The organism is Halomonas sp. GFAJ-1 (assembly GCA_002966495.1).
Taxonomy (GTDB): domain Bacteria; phylum Pseudomonadota; class Gammaproteobacteria; order Pseudomonadales; family Halomonadaceae; genus Vreelandella.
Window position 1 is genome coordinate 2,555,714 of sequence record CP016490.1, and the last position, 14,767, is coordinate 2,570,480.

10 protein-coding genes, 1 tRNA gene and 1 other RNA gene are annotated in these 14,767 nt (G+C 50.3%); 9 read left to right on the forward strand and 3 right to left on the reverse strand.

The annotated features are described in order from the left end of the window. Positions 1-179: 179 nt before the first annotated feature. From BB497_11475 to BB497_11485, 3 genes are read right to left on the reverse strand one after another with little or no spacing between them, the layout of a single operon-like run. Positions 180-1,853 carry a choline dehydrogenase gene (locus BB497_11475; protein AVI63272.1) on the reverse strand — a complete coding sequence of 558 codons (1,674 nt, stop codon included), beginning with the start codon at positions 1,851-1,853 and terminating at the stop codon, positions 180-182. A gap of 9 nt (positions 1,854-1,862) precedes the next feature. Next, positions 1,863-3,332: a betaine-aldehyde dehydrogenase gene (locus BB497_11480; GenBank protein AVI63273.1), complete on the reverse strand. Its 1,470-nt coding sequence runs from the start codon at positions 3,330-3,332 to the stop codon at positions 1,863-1,865. 10 nt (positions 3,333-3,342) lie between these two features. Beyond that, complete coding sequence (locus BB497_11485; protein ID AVI63274.1) at positions 3,343-3,951, reverse strand: transcriptional regulator BetI; 609 nt, start codon at positions 3,949-3,951, stop codon at positions 3,343-3,345. A gap of 206 nt (positions 3,952-4,157) precedes the next feature. On the opposite strand from BB497_11485, the gene BB497_11490 reads away from it, so the two are divergent. The 9 genes from BB497_11490 (at position 4,158) to BB497_11530 (ending at position 14,757) form a co-directional block, all read left to right on the forward strand. Beyond that, positions 4,158-5,093, forward strand: a complete 936-nt coding sequence (locus BB497_11490) for a glycine/betaine ABC transporter substrate-binding protein (protein AVI63275.1) — start codon at positions 4,158-4,160, stop codon at positions 5,091-5,093. A 90-nt stretch (positions 5,094-5,183) separates the two neighbouring features. Then, positions 5,184-5,260 (forward strand) — tRNA-Met (locus tag BB497_11495). Between the two features lie 46 nt (positions 5,261-5,306). Continuing rightward, positions 5,307-5,403: signal recognition particle sRNA small type (gene ffs / locus BB497_11500), an RNA gene on the forward strand. A 123-nt stretch (positions 5,404-5,526) separates the two neighbouring features. After that, entirely contained in the window at positions 5,527-8,034 is a 2,508-nt protein-coding gene (locus BB497_11505) for a hypothetical protein (GenBank protein ID AVI63276.1), read from the forward strand. Then, positions 8,031-9,050, forward strand: coding sequence for a transposase (locus tag BB497_11510; GenBank protein ID AVI63277.1), 1,020 nt, complete (start codon positions 8,031-8,033; stop codon positions 9,048-9,050). The genes BB497_11505 and BB497_11510 overlap by 4 nt, the downstream gene beginning before the upstream one ends. A gap of 145 nt (positions 9,051-9,195) precedes the next feature. Beyond that, a complete protein-coding gene (locus BB497_11515) occupies positions 9,196-9,513 on the forward strand; it encodes a transcriptional regulator (GenBank protein AVI63278.1) in 318 nt (105 codons plus the stop codon). A gap of 102 nt (positions 9,514-9,615) precedes the next feature. Next, a complete protein-coding gene (locus BB497_11520; GenBank protein ID AVI64345.1) occupies positions 9,616-10,170 on the forward strand; it encodes a hypothetical protein in 555 nt (184 codons plus the stop codon). A 244-nt stretch (positions 10,171-10,414) separates the two neighbouring features. Continuing rightward, positions 10,415-10,966, forward strand: coding sequence for a cytoplasmic protein (locus tag BB497_11525; GenBank protein AVI64346.1), 552 nt, complete (start codon positions 10,415-10,417; stop codon positions 10,964-10,966). Positions 10,967-11,079: 113 nt separating this feature from the next. Further along, positions 11,080-14,757, forward strand: a complete 3,678-nt coding sequence (locus BB497_11530; protein AVI63279.1) for an ATPase — start codon at positions 11,080-11,082, stop codon at positions 14,755-14,757. Positions 14,758-14,767: the final 10 nt, after the last annotated feature.

Genomic DNA, 14,767 nt, shown 5'->3' on the forward strand with positions numbered 1-14,767 from the left:
ATTCCTGTGACGGTTTTTGGCGCCTACCAATCCTTCTTCCCAATCGCGGGGCTTCACCCTGCGTGTAATCACTACTGTAGCGTATTGGTGAGGGGGATGTTCTCTGCGCTGAGTACAAGGCATAAAAAAACGCCACAGGGTTACGCTGTGGCGTTTGAGTCATAATTGCAAAGTGAAGTTCAGTGGTGTTTTGCGGGCGCTCCGTTAGCAACATAGTAATCTACGTTAGCGCGAGGCAGGGGGGCGCGACCTCGAATGCGGTCGGCAATTTTTTCTGCCAGCATAATCGTCGGCGCGTTTAGATTGCCGGTAGGGATTACCGGGAAAAGCGATGCATCGACCACCCGCAATCCCTCAAGACCATGTACGCGGCCTTGGCTATCTGTGACGGCCATCGCGTCCTCGCCCATTCGGCAGCTACCGCAGGGGTGATAAGCGGTTTCGGCATGCTGTTTCACGAAAGCATCAAGCTGTTCATCCGACTGCACGTCAGGCCCGGGGGCGATTTCACGGCCACGGTACTTATCAAAGGCTGGCTGAGCGATGATTTCACGTGTGATGCGAATGGCATCCCGGAACTCTTGCCAATCTTTCTCTTTGGCCATGTAATTAAACAGAATGCTAGGCGCGGCATGTGGATCTTTCGAGGTAAGGCGAATCCGCCCGCGGCTTTCGGAGCGCATAGAACCCACGTGGGCCTGAAAGCCGTGAGCCTGCACCGCACTTTTGCCGTTGTAACTAATCGCGATGGGCAGAAAGTGGTACTGCAGGTTCGGCCACTCTTCTTCATCGCGGCTACGGATAAAGCCACAGGATTCGAACTGATTGCTGGCGCCAATGCCGGTGCCTTTAAATAGCCACTCAGCGCCGATTTTTGGCTGGTTATACCATTTCAGCGCCGGGTAGAGTGAGATCGGTTCTTCGCATTCGTACTGAATGTACATCTCCAGGTGGTCTTGGAGATTTTCGCCAACCCCGGGTAGTTCATGAACGACCGAAATGCCTAACTCTTCAAGCCACCCTGGGTTACCCACGCCTGAGCGTTGGAGAATCTGTGGTGAGGCAATCGCGCCGCCGCACAGCAGTACTTCTCGGAGGGCTCGGGCGTGGTGTACCTGGCCTTTTTGCTCATAGCGAACACCCACAGCGCGCTTCCCCTCGAACTCAATAACATCGGTCACCGCGTGGGTTTCTATGGTTAAGTTGCTGCGCTGCTTGGCGGTATCCAAGTAACCTCGGGCGGTAGACGCGCGTCGGCCTTTAGGTGTGACGAAGCGGTCCATTGGGCCAAAGCCCTCTTGCTGGTAGCCGTTAACATCTTCAGTTTCTGGGTAGCCTGCCTGCTTACAGGCTTCGATAAAGGTGCGGTAAAGCGGGTTGTTATTCGCTTTTGGTGTAGTGATGCTAACCGGGCCGTCGCCGCCGTGGTAGTCATTCGGGCCGATGTCGCGGGTTTCGCACTTTTTAAAGTAGGGCAGACAGCTAAGGTAGTCCCACTCTTCAAGGCCGGGTTGTTTGGCCCAGTTATCGTAGTCCAGTGCGTTGCCGCGGATGTAGCACATACCGTTGATGAGCGAGGACCCGCCTAGGCCCTTACCGCGCCCACACTCCATCCGGCGGCCATCCATATACGGTTCGGGATCGGTTTCAAACGCCCAATTGTAGCGTTTGCCCTGTAGTGGATAGGCCAGGGCCGCCGGCATTTGGGTACGAAAATCGAAACGATAATCAGGGCCACCAGCTTCGAGCAACAAAACACTAACGTCGCTATCTTCGGTCAGACGGGTAGCGAGTACGTTGCCCGCCGAGCCTGCCCCAATAATGATGTAATCAAATTCACGTGGTTGAGACATGAGCACTCCTTAAAACACCGACTCAAACGGGCCCATCTCGATCTGCACGGACTTGGTTTGCGTATAGTGATTAAGCGTCTCGACGCCGTTTTCACGCCCAATGCCAGACTCCTTATAGCCGCCTACCGGCATCTCGGAGGGGGACTCGCCCCAGGTGTTAATCCAGCAAATACCGGCTTCTAGCTGGTGAATGACGCGGTGAGCGCGGTTTAGACTTTCGCTAAAAACGCCTGCGGCCAAACCGTACTTGGTGTCGTTGGCGCGGCGGATCACTTCGTCTTCGTCATCAAACGCAAGCACGGACATCACCGGGCCAAAGATCTCTTCTTTGACGACGCGCATCTCATCGGTGCAGTCAGTGAAGATAGTGGGGGCTGCCCAAGCGCCTTTCGCCCATTCGCCGCTGTTCCATGTTTCGCCACCGGCCAGTACTCGCGCACCTTGTGCTTTGCCGAGCGCTATGTAGGAGAGTACTTTTTCCTGATGCTCAAAACTGACTAGTGGGCCGAAGTTGACGGTGGGGTCCATTGGGTCGCCTGCCTTAATGCGCTTGACGCGCTCTACCAGCTTGGCTTCAAAGGCATCTTTTATACTGTGCTCAACGAATACCCGCGTGCCGTTGGTGCAGATTTGGCCGCTGGAGTAAAAGTTGGCCATCATGGCGGCATCGGCGGCGCGATCAAGATCGGCGTCGGCAAATACGATCAGCGGTGATTTGCCGCCCAGTTCCATAGTGACATCTTTTAGCGTGGAGCCGCCGGCAGCCGCCATCACCTTTTTGCCGGTGGCCACTTCGCCGGTAAATGATACTTTTGCGATGCCAGGGTGCTCTGTGAGCATAGCGCCCACGCGGCCGTCGCCCTGAACCACGTTAAACACGCCGTTGGGCAAGCCAGCTTCGGTGAAAATCTCGGCCAGTTTCATCACCGTTAGCGGGGTAACTTCGCTAGGCTTAAACACTACTGCGTTACCGGCGGCCAGTGCAGGAGCGGCTTTCCAACAGGCGATTTGGATGGGGTAGTTCCAAGCGCCAATCGCACCAATCACGCCTAGCGGTTCACGACGGGTATATACGAATGAGCTGTCGCGCAGGGGGATTTGGCTGCCTTCAATGGCGGGTGCCAAGCCAGCGTAGTATTCAAGCGCGTCTGCGCCGGTCACGATATCCACGCTTGCCGTTTCACTGATCGGCTTGCCGGTATTGTGGGTTTCCAGCTCAGCTAACGCATCGTTGCGTTCACGCAGTAGCGCCACGGCACGCAGCAGGATGCGTGAGCGCTGCATGCCGCTCATGGCAGCCCACTCGCGCTGGCCTTTTTGAGCGGCAGAAACGGCGGCATCAACATCCGCTTGACTTGCTTGTCCGATGGTAGCGAGCAAGCTGCCATCAAAAGGATTGGTAACGGTAAATGTTTCGCCGGAGGTGGCGTCTACCGGGCGACCATCAATATAAAGGGGCTGTACGTCTTTAGTGGCCATGCTGGTCTCCTTAGCGAATATTAGTAGCGGTAGCTTCTTCTAAGCATCCGTGGTGTGTGAGCAACTGATTGAGATAGGTGTGCGCAAGGTGGCGCGCTTCTGCAGCGTCAAGACCATCTGGAGTAAGCGCGCCACGAAGCCACAAACCATCAATCATGGCGGCTAATCCTCTTGCCGCATTTCGGGCGTCAGGGCGGGGCATAACGCGCTGAAACTGATGGCATAAGTTCGCGTAGAGACGGCGGTCGTTGACGTATTGAAGGCGCTGAAGCATGGGCTTGTGCATGCTGCTTGCCCAAAAGGCGAGCCAGGTTTTAGCGGCTGGGCCGGTAACCTGGGTGCGGTCGAAGTTACCCTCGATGATGGCGCCAATGTGGGCGCGAGGGGAGTCATCTTCCAACGCATGACGACGAGCTGCGACAGCATCGCTGAGATCCGTCAAAATTTGCCGCATGGTGGCTTCGAGTAGACCATCCTTGCCGCCAAAGTAATGGCTAATAATGCCCGCAGAGACTCCTGCGTGACGGGCGATACGCATCACCGTTGCCTCAGCAAGGCCAACCTCATCAATGGCCGCCATTGTGGCTTTAATTAACTGCTGGCGGCGTATTGGTTCCATTCCCACCTTAGGCACAGCTATCTCCTAATGACGTTGAATGCCCGTTACTCCCAGCCTTGAAAAGCAGGGGTAGGCATGATTATCTAGTTATGATGACATTTTTTTATTGAACGTTCAATCAATAAAAATGAGTGTTAAACAGAGGCTGCGTACTAAAAGCAGTTTGCTAAATGCAGTGTGATGACAAACTAGAAAGGGGATTGATAATGATAAAACCGAACTACTCACGTGGTCTTGCCGCCCTTCTAATTACCGCAGGGTTACCCGCGGTAGCCTCTGCTAACGAGTGCAGCAGTGTCCGCTTTGCAGAAGTTGGTTGGACAGATATAACCGCGACCACCGCAATGGCAAGTGAAGTATTGGACGCGTTGGGCTACGAACCTCGCGTGGATACTGTCTCTGTACCCATTGCTTATGCGGGCATGCGAAATAATGATTTTGACGTCTTTCTAGGTAACTGGATGCCCTCTATGGCGTCTATTAGTGATCCTTACATTGAAAGCGGCGAAGTAGAGCGCCTAGTGGCAAATCTTGAAGGGGCAAAATATACCCTGGCGGTTCCCCAGTATGTTTACGATGCTGGCGTAACCTCGGTTAAGGATTTAGCGGAGCACGCCGACCAGTTTGAACACCGCTTGCACGGCATTGAGGCTGGCAATGATGGGAATGAACTGATTGAGCAAATGATCGACGACGATGCTTATGGTTTGGGTAACTGGCAAGTGGTCGACTCAAGCGAAGCGGGGATGCTGGCAGAGCTTCGTTCACGTGTGCCTAATGAAGAGTGGATGGTGTTTTTGGGGTGGGCGCCACATCCCATGAATACAAACTTTGACATAGCGTACCTAACCGACGCCGATGACTATTTCGGCCCTGACTTGGGGGGCGCAACGGTATACACCAATACCCGCGCAGGTTTTGTTGAAGAGTGCCCGAATGTAGGTGCGTTGCTACGCAATATGACGTTTACGTTGGAAATGGAAAACCAGCTGATGAGCGCGATTATGGACGATGGGGTAGAGCCGCGAGCTGCAGCACGTGCCTATCTCAATGAAAATACCGAGGTGCTTGATACGTGGTTAGAAGGCGTAACAACCCGCGACGGCGATGAAGCACTGCCCGCCGTTAAGGCCGCACTATAAGCACGCATGTGACCAAAGCAAAAGGCAGGCCGTTTTGGCTTGCCTTTTGTCTCTAATATAGGCATACTCTGCACCCGCTGATGTCGGAATGGCTACGTAGCTCAGCTGGTTAGAGCACATCACTCATAATGATGGGGTCCCCTGTTCAAATCAGGGCGTAGCCACCAATCAGCACTAATGCGTATTCTGATTTATGCATTGCAATGGTGGCCCCTTAGGTCCTCCCGCAACGCTAAACTGCAAACCCCGCCAGGCCCGGAAGGGAGCAACGGTAGCGGTGGCTGCGTGTGCCGGGATGTGGCTTTTGGGGCCGCCTCCATTTCTGTCGTTTCTCCTTCAAAATGGCACAAAATGTCCTGCTGCTGTCATATTTTGCCTTTTCTGTTGGCATAACCTACTTTTGTAGTAATAAAACAAAAATAGGTGTACTGCCATGTATACCCGTACCTTGCGTCCTTCCCCTATCAAGCACATCTATAAATTTGCCAGTCACAAGAATGGCAATGTCCAGACTGTTGAGTCCTCCCTCGAATTTAATGCCTGCTTTCATTTTGAATATGCCAACGAGGTAAGGTCCTTCATTGCTCAGCCAGAAGGCTTTTATTATCAATTTGAAGACAGGACTTGCTCTTACACACCCGACTTTGAGCTTTTCTGCCACTCAGGCAAGAAGGTGTTTGTTGAAATAAAGCCACCTCCAGAAGCTTTGAAACATGATTTCATCCAGCGTTTTACCGCTAAAAAAAAGGCGGTTGAAATGCTTGGCAAAGAGCTAATTCTAGTCACTGATCGTCAAATTAGTTCAATGCCAAAACTAAAAAATCTGAAGTTAATTAACCGATATGCAGGGCTTTACACTGAAGTGGTATCTCGTAAAAAAATTTACGAATGGATAAGAAAATTTCAGGGTTTAACTATTGCCGATATTTCTGAACTGAGTGGTGCTGACTCATCTGAAATCTTAGTTGATGTTATGTGGTTAGTCGCTTCGGGAAAGGTTTTCATAAATATTGAAGAAATTTTTGGATATGAATCCTTTTTTGGGTTGGAGCGAGCCATGAGTATTGATTTTTTTAATGATGAATTTCCGGACTTCCAAAATTGGAAAGCTTCCGCATTTGTAGATGCGCAATATATGACTGCTTCTGAGCATCTTTCTTATATTTCATTTGACTCGTTGAGCAACAAGTTGCAAGAGGAAGCTTATTACAAATATAAAGTTATTATGCTAGTTGGAGAGCGACTTCAAGGTGGTTGGACTAAAAAGAATATTGAGCCAATCATCAATTCCCTATTTGAGAAAGGTTATATTGAAAAAAAGCCATCCTATCGGAGTGTAGCACGGTGGCATAAGAGTTATGATCAAGACATTGGGCTGAAATCATTAGTGTCTGCGAAAGGGTTAATGAAAAGCCCTGGCAATTCAAAAAAAGATGATGCGGATTTTTATAAAAGAGCTGTGGAAGAAAAATTTCTCAAAAGAGAGAGGCCACATGTGTCTACCGCTTATTACCATTATTTTAACAATATACTATTATATAATAGGGCGCACCCTGATAATATTATTGAGCCTATAACAAAATCTGCATTTTACAAACGTGTAAAGAAAATGTCTCCCTACGAAGTAGAAGTTGGGCGTTTTGGTAAAGCAGAAGCCGATAAAAATTATCGTATTGTGAATAAGTTTTCCTCGCCAGAGCGCGTGATGGAACGCGTTGAGATTGATCATACACCCTTAGACTTAATTTTATTAGATGATACATTGCTCATACCTATCGGAAGGCCATATTTAACAATCTTAATAGACTGCCTTAGTAGGTGTATAATTGGTTTTTATCTTAGCTTTCAGGAGCCAAGTTATAACTCAGTAAGAAGCGGCATAATGAATGCTTGTTTAAATAAAGAGGGTGTTATTGAGAAATATCAGATGATCAAAAAAGATTGGCCTTGTCAAGGTAAAATTGAAACGCTAGTTGTGGATAATGGAGCTGAGTTCTGGTCAAGTAATTTAGAGTATTTCTGTGCTTCAGTTGGTATAAATATTGAGTTTAATCCTGTAGGTAAGCCTTGGAAAAAACCTTTAGTTGAAAGGCTATTTGCAATTTATAACTCTAAATTTGTAAAAGAAATACCGGGCACTACTTTTTCTAATGCACAAGAGCTATCTGGTTATAAACCTGAAAAAGATGCAGTTCTCCCTTTCTCATATTTCATTGAGCTAATGCATGTTTGGGTCGTAGATATTTATAATCAGTCTCCCAATAGCAGAATGACAAGAATTCCTGCTTTGTCTTGGGAAATGGGTTGTAAAAAATATCCTCCTCCTCTGTATAGTGGTTTTGAAGAAAAAATTTTTAAAATTGAAGCTTTTCCTACTGAGTCGCGCATCCTGAGAAAAGGAGGAATAAGCATTGATGGGATTGATTATACTAATGAAGAGTTAGTGGAGTATCGCAAGGTTACACCACCGCCACCTGGTAGCAAAGTAGTGAAGGTTGTTATTAAGAGAGATCCAGAGGATGTCTCTTACATATATGTTTATTTGGTAGAAAGAAAAGAGTATATCAAGGTTACAGCTGTTGATCCAGATTGCTTATATGATGGGCTGAGTATTTTTCAGCTAAAAGTAAGGCGTAAATTACGACGTAATTTCATAAACTCAAAAACTGATTATTTAGGTGTTGCTGAAGCCGAAAAATTGATTGACGATAGAGTGAGCGAGATTGCAGAGGAAGTGTCCGCTTCAAAGAAAAAAATTAAAGGAACTAAAAAGGCGGCAGCTTATTTTGGAATATCAAGTGAGAACCCCAGCTCTATCATGGATGGCTTTGCTAGTAAGGAAATAGTTAATATTGAGGAAGAAAGTAAGTCACACAGTGGTGTGAATCCAAATGACGAAGAATGGAAAAGAATTTCTGATGATTTAGAGCCGTACTCATGAGTATGTTAATTAGTAATGAAAAATTAGAGCAGCAAATTTATTTCAAGAATTGCTATGTTAAGCATTCGTCTGTTGCTAGAGCCATAAGTTCTTTAGAAATGCTTAAGGCTAATCATGCTCTAGGGGGTGAGCAACAGTGTATGTTAATAATAGGAGACCCTGGTTCAGGAAAGAGTAGATTGGTTCAAGAGTTCCAGTCTCAATATCCAGAGTATGTTGAAAATGATACGGTAATTAAGCCTGTACTTGCTTCAAGAATTCCAAGCAAACCAGATGTTGAAAGCATGTTGATACAGCTCATGATGGATTTAGGACAATTCGGGGCTGATACAAGGAGAGAGAGGCGGCGTGAAGCGGGTCTCGCTGAAGCGTTAGTCAAGATGTTAAAAAAGTGTAAAACTGAAATGATAATAATTAATGAATTTCAGGAACTGATAGAATTCAAATCCGTTGAAGAGCGGCAAAGAATAGCTAATATATTGAAGTTGGTAAATGAAAAGGCAAATATTCCTATAGTTCTGGTTGGTATGCCTTGGGCTGCTGAAATATCAAATGAACCCCAGTGGGCCTCACGCTTGGTGTGCACAATAGAGTTGCCTTATTTTAAATTTTTAAATTTAGAGGATAGAGTTGAGTTTACTCGTTTTATTAAAGGATTAGCGTCTAAAATGGGCTTTGAAAAACCTCCTGGTCTTCATAGTAATGAAATTTTGTTTCCTCTGTTTTCTGTTACACGAGGCGAGACAAGGCAAATTAAAAGAATTTTAGAAGCCGCGTTATGTGTGGCATTGTCAAAAAATGAGAACACAGTTTGTAAATATCATTTTGTAGATGCATGCGATAAAATTTTTGTAGGTATGAATAACCCTTTTAAGCTTGAGTTAGAAGATGTTCCGATTAGCGAAGTTTCTAAATACTCTTCATATAATCGTTATTCAACCGTGGAATCTGAAATGTTTGTGAGTACTCAATTCACGCGAAAAATTCCAACGAAAGAGCTTTTTTCAAAGACATAAGCAGCTTATTAAGACGCCATTCTCTAGTTACAGAATTGATGGGAGCTTTTTAAAGTATCATTGCTTTCTTGCTAAGAATCTCTTAGCATATTTTTGTGTCATCTTGCGCTAGCCTAGCGGCTTTCCAAGTAGCGATGGTGTTTTCATGGACAGTCCGCTTCCAGATCGCTTGAGAGCCGCCAGGCAAGCAGCGGGTATGACACAAAGGCAGTTGGGTGAATACCTCGGCATGGAGCCGAATCTGGCGAGTGCGCGTATGACGCAGTATGAAAAGGGGCAGCATGCGCCCAATTTCCAGTTGCTGAAGAGGCTTTCAGAGGCACTAGAGGTGCCCATCCCCTATTTTTTCTGCGAAGACGATACCGTGGCAGAATTGATCCTTGAGTTAGATAAACTCGACCCTGCAGAACGCCAACGCTTGTTGGAACAGCTTAAAAAGGGCAGTGCGCCTAGCGAAAGCTGATCTCGTTACTGATCAGCCGCCTGCAACTTCAACGTAATTGACCTTGATGAGCGCCTTTTGACTTCTTTCAGCTACAACTCTGATCTGATCGGCGGTGGACTGATGGTGCGCGAAAGCCGTGCCGTTGCCGATTTGCTGCTCTCTGATGCTGATGAAGGGCAGTGGCACCAGGCAATCATCGTTGATAACTACCTCCAGAAGAACCGTCCTGCCACTGCTAAACGTGCGGGGCAAGCTATTCGTAAACGCTTAGAAAAGCTGGAGCCACCTTTTTGGCAAGCACTGCGCGATGGCGACGACCAGCTCGCCACACAGGTGTCTTTTTGTGCAGCTATGGCGCGTAACCTGCTGCTCGTAGAATTTCTTGAAAGTGTCGTCACTGATGCATTCTTAACTCAGTCGGAGGCGCTTCAGGCCTACCAGTGGGATGAGTTTTTAGCTGAGCGTGCCCACCGCGATGAAGCAATAGCAGGATGGGCCGAAAGCTCCAAGCGTAAAATGGGGCAGGTGGTGTACCGTATGTTGGCAGAAGTCGGCGTATTGGCGTCCAGTCGCTCGCGCAAGTTACAGCCCTTGCTGTTACGGCCAGAAGTTAAAAGCTTGCTTGAAACCTACCAGCACGAACGGTTGCAGGCATGTTGCCGTCGGCTGCGTTAAATGTGCATGTTGCCTTCTTAACCTCGTTCTTTTCTTAAAAACCGTGCTTACGTCAAAACCCGACTAAGTAGACCTTGCAACGCAGGTGGCTAGCGGCATAGTCTTACCCAACCAGCCTTTTGCATTAGAAAAAGCTTTGCATCAAGCATGCTAGACACAGGGACGCATCCGCATGTCACAGAGTGATCAGTACCCACCCCCCAGCGGTTTTAACCACCACGAGGATGATCAGCTACGGGCGCGTTTGAACCAAGTTGCTGAGAAAATCACGCGTCCCGATTTTTTAGCGGGCCAGGGGTTGGGTAATGAACTGGGCTTCTGGATTTTCGATTACGCCCCAGAGCATGAACTACAGGTGCGTGCCTACCTGAACTTCCTCCCCTCATTAATGGCACGCCAGCACCCTGATATCAAAATGGCGCAGGTCAATCTGCTGGAAGTGCTAAAGGATTACCTGACCGAGCGCGGCTTCCTTGATAAAGCCATTGCCATGCAAAAAAGCAAAGGCGATGCGGCACTGCTTAAAGCGCTACGTGGGCCGCTGCACATGGACAAGTTCGCCCCATACCTTATCCGACACTCCTTGTCGCATGACCCTGATATTGTGCTGCTTACCGGTGTGGGTAGCCTATGGCCCATGGTGCGTGCGCACAGCTTGTTAAATGCCCTACACGGGCCGCTTGGCCATAAGCCTTTGGTACTCTTCTACCCAGGCCGATACGACGGGCAAACGATGTCGCTGTTTAAGCAGATCAAAAGCAACAACTACTACCGTGCGTTTGCGCTTGTGCCCTAGCGCAGCGGTCGGCGGCATTCGGTGTATTGTGTTCGCTCGGTGAGCAGTGGTCTTTGATATTGCGGTACCTCTCAGCCTGAAACACCCAGGGTTCAAACATTTACAGGACAGATATGCACATTCAAGAGCTCTTCCTCAAACCGCTCAGCCGGTCAATCAACGGCGTGGTCAAGGCCGACCAGCGTGACCAGGAAACCATCTACCAAGAGCTGGATGAGTATGTCGTCACCAACGAGTTAGAAAAGCACTTTCGCGCTTTTTTTGAATCCTACACCACCCCCTTGGATGACCCTTCCATCGCCAACCGCGTGGGCGTTTGGGTCAGCGGCTTTTTTGGGTCGGGTAAATCCCACTTTTTGAAAACGCTCTCTTACCTACTCGCCAACACGGAAGCGTTTGACGCCAACGGCCAAGCCAAGCGAGCCGCCGACTTTTTTGATGAGCAAAAGCTGGTCGATAGCTCTATCCGGGCTGATATCGACAAGGCCGTTCGTGAACCGGCCCATGTGGTGCTATTCAACATCGACAGCAAGGCCAGCTCGAACGACGATGGCAACCCCATCCTCAACGTCTTCTTGCGCGTGTTTAACGAACATCAGGGCTTTAGCTCCGATTACCCGCACATTGCCCACATGGAACGCCACCTGGAAAAGCGCGGCGTGTATGAGCGTTTCAAGCAAGCCTTCAACGACGCCAGCGGCGTGGTGTGGGAAGAGGAGCGCGACGGCTATCAGTTCTACCAGGATGATATCGAGCAAGCGATTGGCGCAGCGCTCGATCTCTCTCCTGAAGCGGCGCATAAATGGTTTGAGGAGTCTGAAACCAACTTTAGCGTCTCGGTAGAAAACTTCTGCCACTGGGTAAAAGAGTTTTTGGAGTCGCAGTCAGCGACCCAGCGCATGGTGTTCATGGTCGATGAAGTCGGCCAGTTTATTGGCAGCGACACGCGCTTAATGCTGACCCTGCAAACGCTCACCGAAAACCTCGGCACGATCTGCGGTGGTCGCGCCTGGATCGTGGTCACCTCCCAAGCCGATATGGACGCCGTACTAGGGGAGATGACCGCGTCAAAAGCCAACGATTTCTCCAAGATCGCCGGGCGCTTTAAAACCCGCTTATCGCTCTCAAGCTCCAACTCCGATGAAGTGATCCGCAAGCGCCTATTGGTGAAAACCGACCCAGCACGCGCCGAGCTGGAAGGCGTGTTTGAGGCCAAAGGCTCGATTCTGCGTAACCAGCTGACCTTTGACCGCTCTGGCCCCACGCTGAAAAATATCGAAGGCGTCGAGAGCTTTATCGCCAATTACCCCTTTGTGCCATACCACTTTCAGCTGGTGCAAAAAGTCTTTGAAGAGATCCGCAAGGTAGGGGCGACCGGCGCGCACCTGGCCTACGGCGAGCGCTCGATGCTCGATGCGTTCCACATGGCTGCCAAAGCCGTGCAGGAGAAAACGATTGGCGCACTGGTACCGATGCACTGCTTCTACACAGCGGTAGAGGGCTTTCTCGATACAGCGGTAAAACGCACCATTGATCAGGCCAGCGAAAACCCCGTGTTAGAGGCGTTTGATGTCGAAACCCTACGCACGCTGTTTATGATCCGCTATGTGGATTTGGTCAAAGGCACGGTCGATAACCTAGTCACACTCTCGCTGACCCAAATTGACGATGACCGTATTGCCATTCGGGAGCAGCTGGAAGCCACCCTGGCACGGCTGGAAAAAGAGAGCCTGATTACTCGCAACGGCGATGAGTACCAGTTCCTCACCAATGAAGAGCGCGACATCACCCGCAAGATCAAAGCCACCGAAGTCACCAGCAGCGACGAGAACAAAGAGCTTTCCAGCCTGATTTTCAAAGATCTGCTGCGTGACCGCACCAAGTACCGCTACTCGGTCAACAAAACCGACTACAGCATAGGCCGCTACCTGGATGGCCACACCCTGGATAGCCGCTACCAGAGCCAGCTAAGGGTAGAGGTAGTCTCACCGCTCGACGTGGAGTACGTTCAGCTAAGCGAAGCGGGCTGCATTCACAAAAGCGGCGATAACGGCGGGCAGGTGCTGATTAAGCTGCCCGACGACAAGCGCTTTACCGACGAACTGCGCACCCTGCTAAAAACCGATAAGTTTATCCGCCTGAACCTATCGGCTAACGACCACAGCGTGGAGCGCATTCTGGCCGACCGTGGCCGTGAAAACCAGGAGCGCAAAAAGCGCCTGCGTGTGCGTTTAGAAGAGATGCTGCTGGATGCGGACGTTTACGCGCTTGGCCAGAAGCTCGATCTCAGCCGAGGCCAGCTCAACACCCGTTTAGACGACGCTTGCCGCTACCTGCTAGAAAACACCTACAACAAGCTAAGCCAGCTCACAGTGCTCAGCCCCGAGCCCATGCGCGAGCTGCAGGCCGTATTAACCGCCGATGACCTGGGCACCCAGAACCTCAACCTAGACGGCGAGGAGGGCAATGCCCAAGCGGTGAAAGAGGTAGAGCAGTATATTTCGCTGCACGGCGGCGAGCCGGTGCCATTGAACCCGCTGATTGAGCGCTTTAGCAACCGACCTTTCGGCTGGCCAGAAGGTGAAACGCTGCTGATTCTAGGCCGCCTGCATGCTGCCGGGCGCTTAACCTTCCATACCGCTGGCCCCGCGCTGAGCGGTAAAGAAGCCTTTGAGCTACTCAACAACGCCCGCCGCCGCAGTGAAGTGCGCCTCCAGAAAAAGCGCCAAACCGAAGATGCGGTGCTTAACAAAGCCCGTAACCTCACCAAAGAGCTATTCGGCCAGCTAGGCCCCACCAGCGAAAAAGAGCTGTTTAGCTATTACGTAGACCGCTTATCCCACTGGCGGCGTGAGCTAGAGGCGTATAAAAGCAAAACCGACGTGGGCAACTTTCCTGGCCGCAACGCCATTGAAAACTCCCTGCGGGAAGTGGAGCGCCTGCTGCGCCTAGACGACAGCTTTGATTTCTTTAAAACCATTGCCAGCCAGCAAGACACCCTGCTCGATGTAGAAGAGGACTACCGCGATCTCAGCGACTTCTTCACCAAGCAGCTGACTACTTGGCAACAGCTTGAGCAAGCGCTTAACCGGTTTGCGGTGAACCGCCTAGAGCTTGAGAAAAACACCCAGGCCCAGCAAGCGCTGGCCGAGTGTGAGCGCATTTACCGCGCCGACGCCCCCTACGCCATGCTCAATAAAGTGGATGGCCTGGTACGCACGCTGGATGAGATCAACAGCGGCCTAGTAGAAGAAAAACGCCAGCACGCCATTGCCCGTATCGATACGCGCATCGCCAAGGTGAGCGCTGAAATAGCCAAAAGCGGCATCGGCACCGCTGAACTCAGCAACCGCTTGCTGCACCCGCTGCAGCAGCTAAAAGCCTCCGTGAATCAATCGGTCAGCATCGCGCAGATCTACCAGCTGCAAACCGAAACCGCCGTCGAGGAAGAAGAAGCCAGCCTGGAGGCACTGCACAATGCCCAGACTGAAGCCGCCAAGCGGCAGCCGCCTACGCCTGCGGGAGACGCCACAACACCGGTACCTGAGAACCCCAAACCAGCCACACAGACGGCACCACGGGATACAACCTACGGCCCGCACACCGCAACAGCCCCGGCAGCGGTGAATGCCCCCAAACCTGTGGCAAGAGTGCGTGTAAGTGACGTACTTAGCCGCGTCCATAGTGGGGTGTACCTGGAAAGCCAAGCGGAAGTCGATGCGTTTATGGACGAGCTGAGAAAAGAGCTGGAAGGGTCACTTTTAGCGGGCAAACGGGTACAGGTGCGGTAGCGCCTGGATA

Excerpts from the sequence above, each read along its gene's own strand:
- BB497_11475 (AVI63272.1), bottom strand. The coding sequence starts at position 1,853 with ATGTCTCAACCACGTGAATTTGATTACATCATTATTGGGGCAGGCTCG.
- BB497_11480 (AVI63273.1), bottom strand. The coding sequence starts at position 3,332 with ATGGCCACTAAAGACGTACAGCCCCTTTATATTGATGGTCGCCCGGTA.
- BB497_11485 (AVI63274.1), bottom strand. The coding sequence starts at position 3,951 with ATGGAACCAATACGCCGCCAGCAGTTAATTAAAGCCACAATGGCGGCC.
- BB497_11490 (AVI63275.1), top strand. The coding sequence starts at position 4,158 with ATGATAAAACCGAACTACTCACGTGGTCTTGCCGCCCTTCTAATTACC.
- BB497_11505 (AVI63276.1), top strand. The coding sequence starts at position 5,527 with ATGTATACCCGTACCTTGCGTCCTTCCCCTATCAAGCACATCTATAAA.
- BB497_11510 (AVI63277.1), top strand. The coding sequence starts at position 8,031 with ATGAGTATGTTAATTAGTAATGAAAAATTAGAGCAGCAAATTTATTTC.
- BB497_11515 (AVI63278.1), top strand. The coding sequence starts at position 9,196 with ATGGACAGTCCGCTTCCAGATCGCTTGAGAGCCGCCAGGCAAGCAGCG.
- BB497_11520 (AVI64345.1), top strand. The coding sequence starts at position 9,616 with ATGGTGCGCGAAAGCCGTGCCGTTGCCGATTTGCTGCTCTCTGATGCT.
- BB497_11530 (AVI63279.1), top strand. The coding sequence starts at position 11,080 with ATGCACATTCAAGAGCTCTTCCTCAAACCGCTCAGCCGGTCAATCAAC.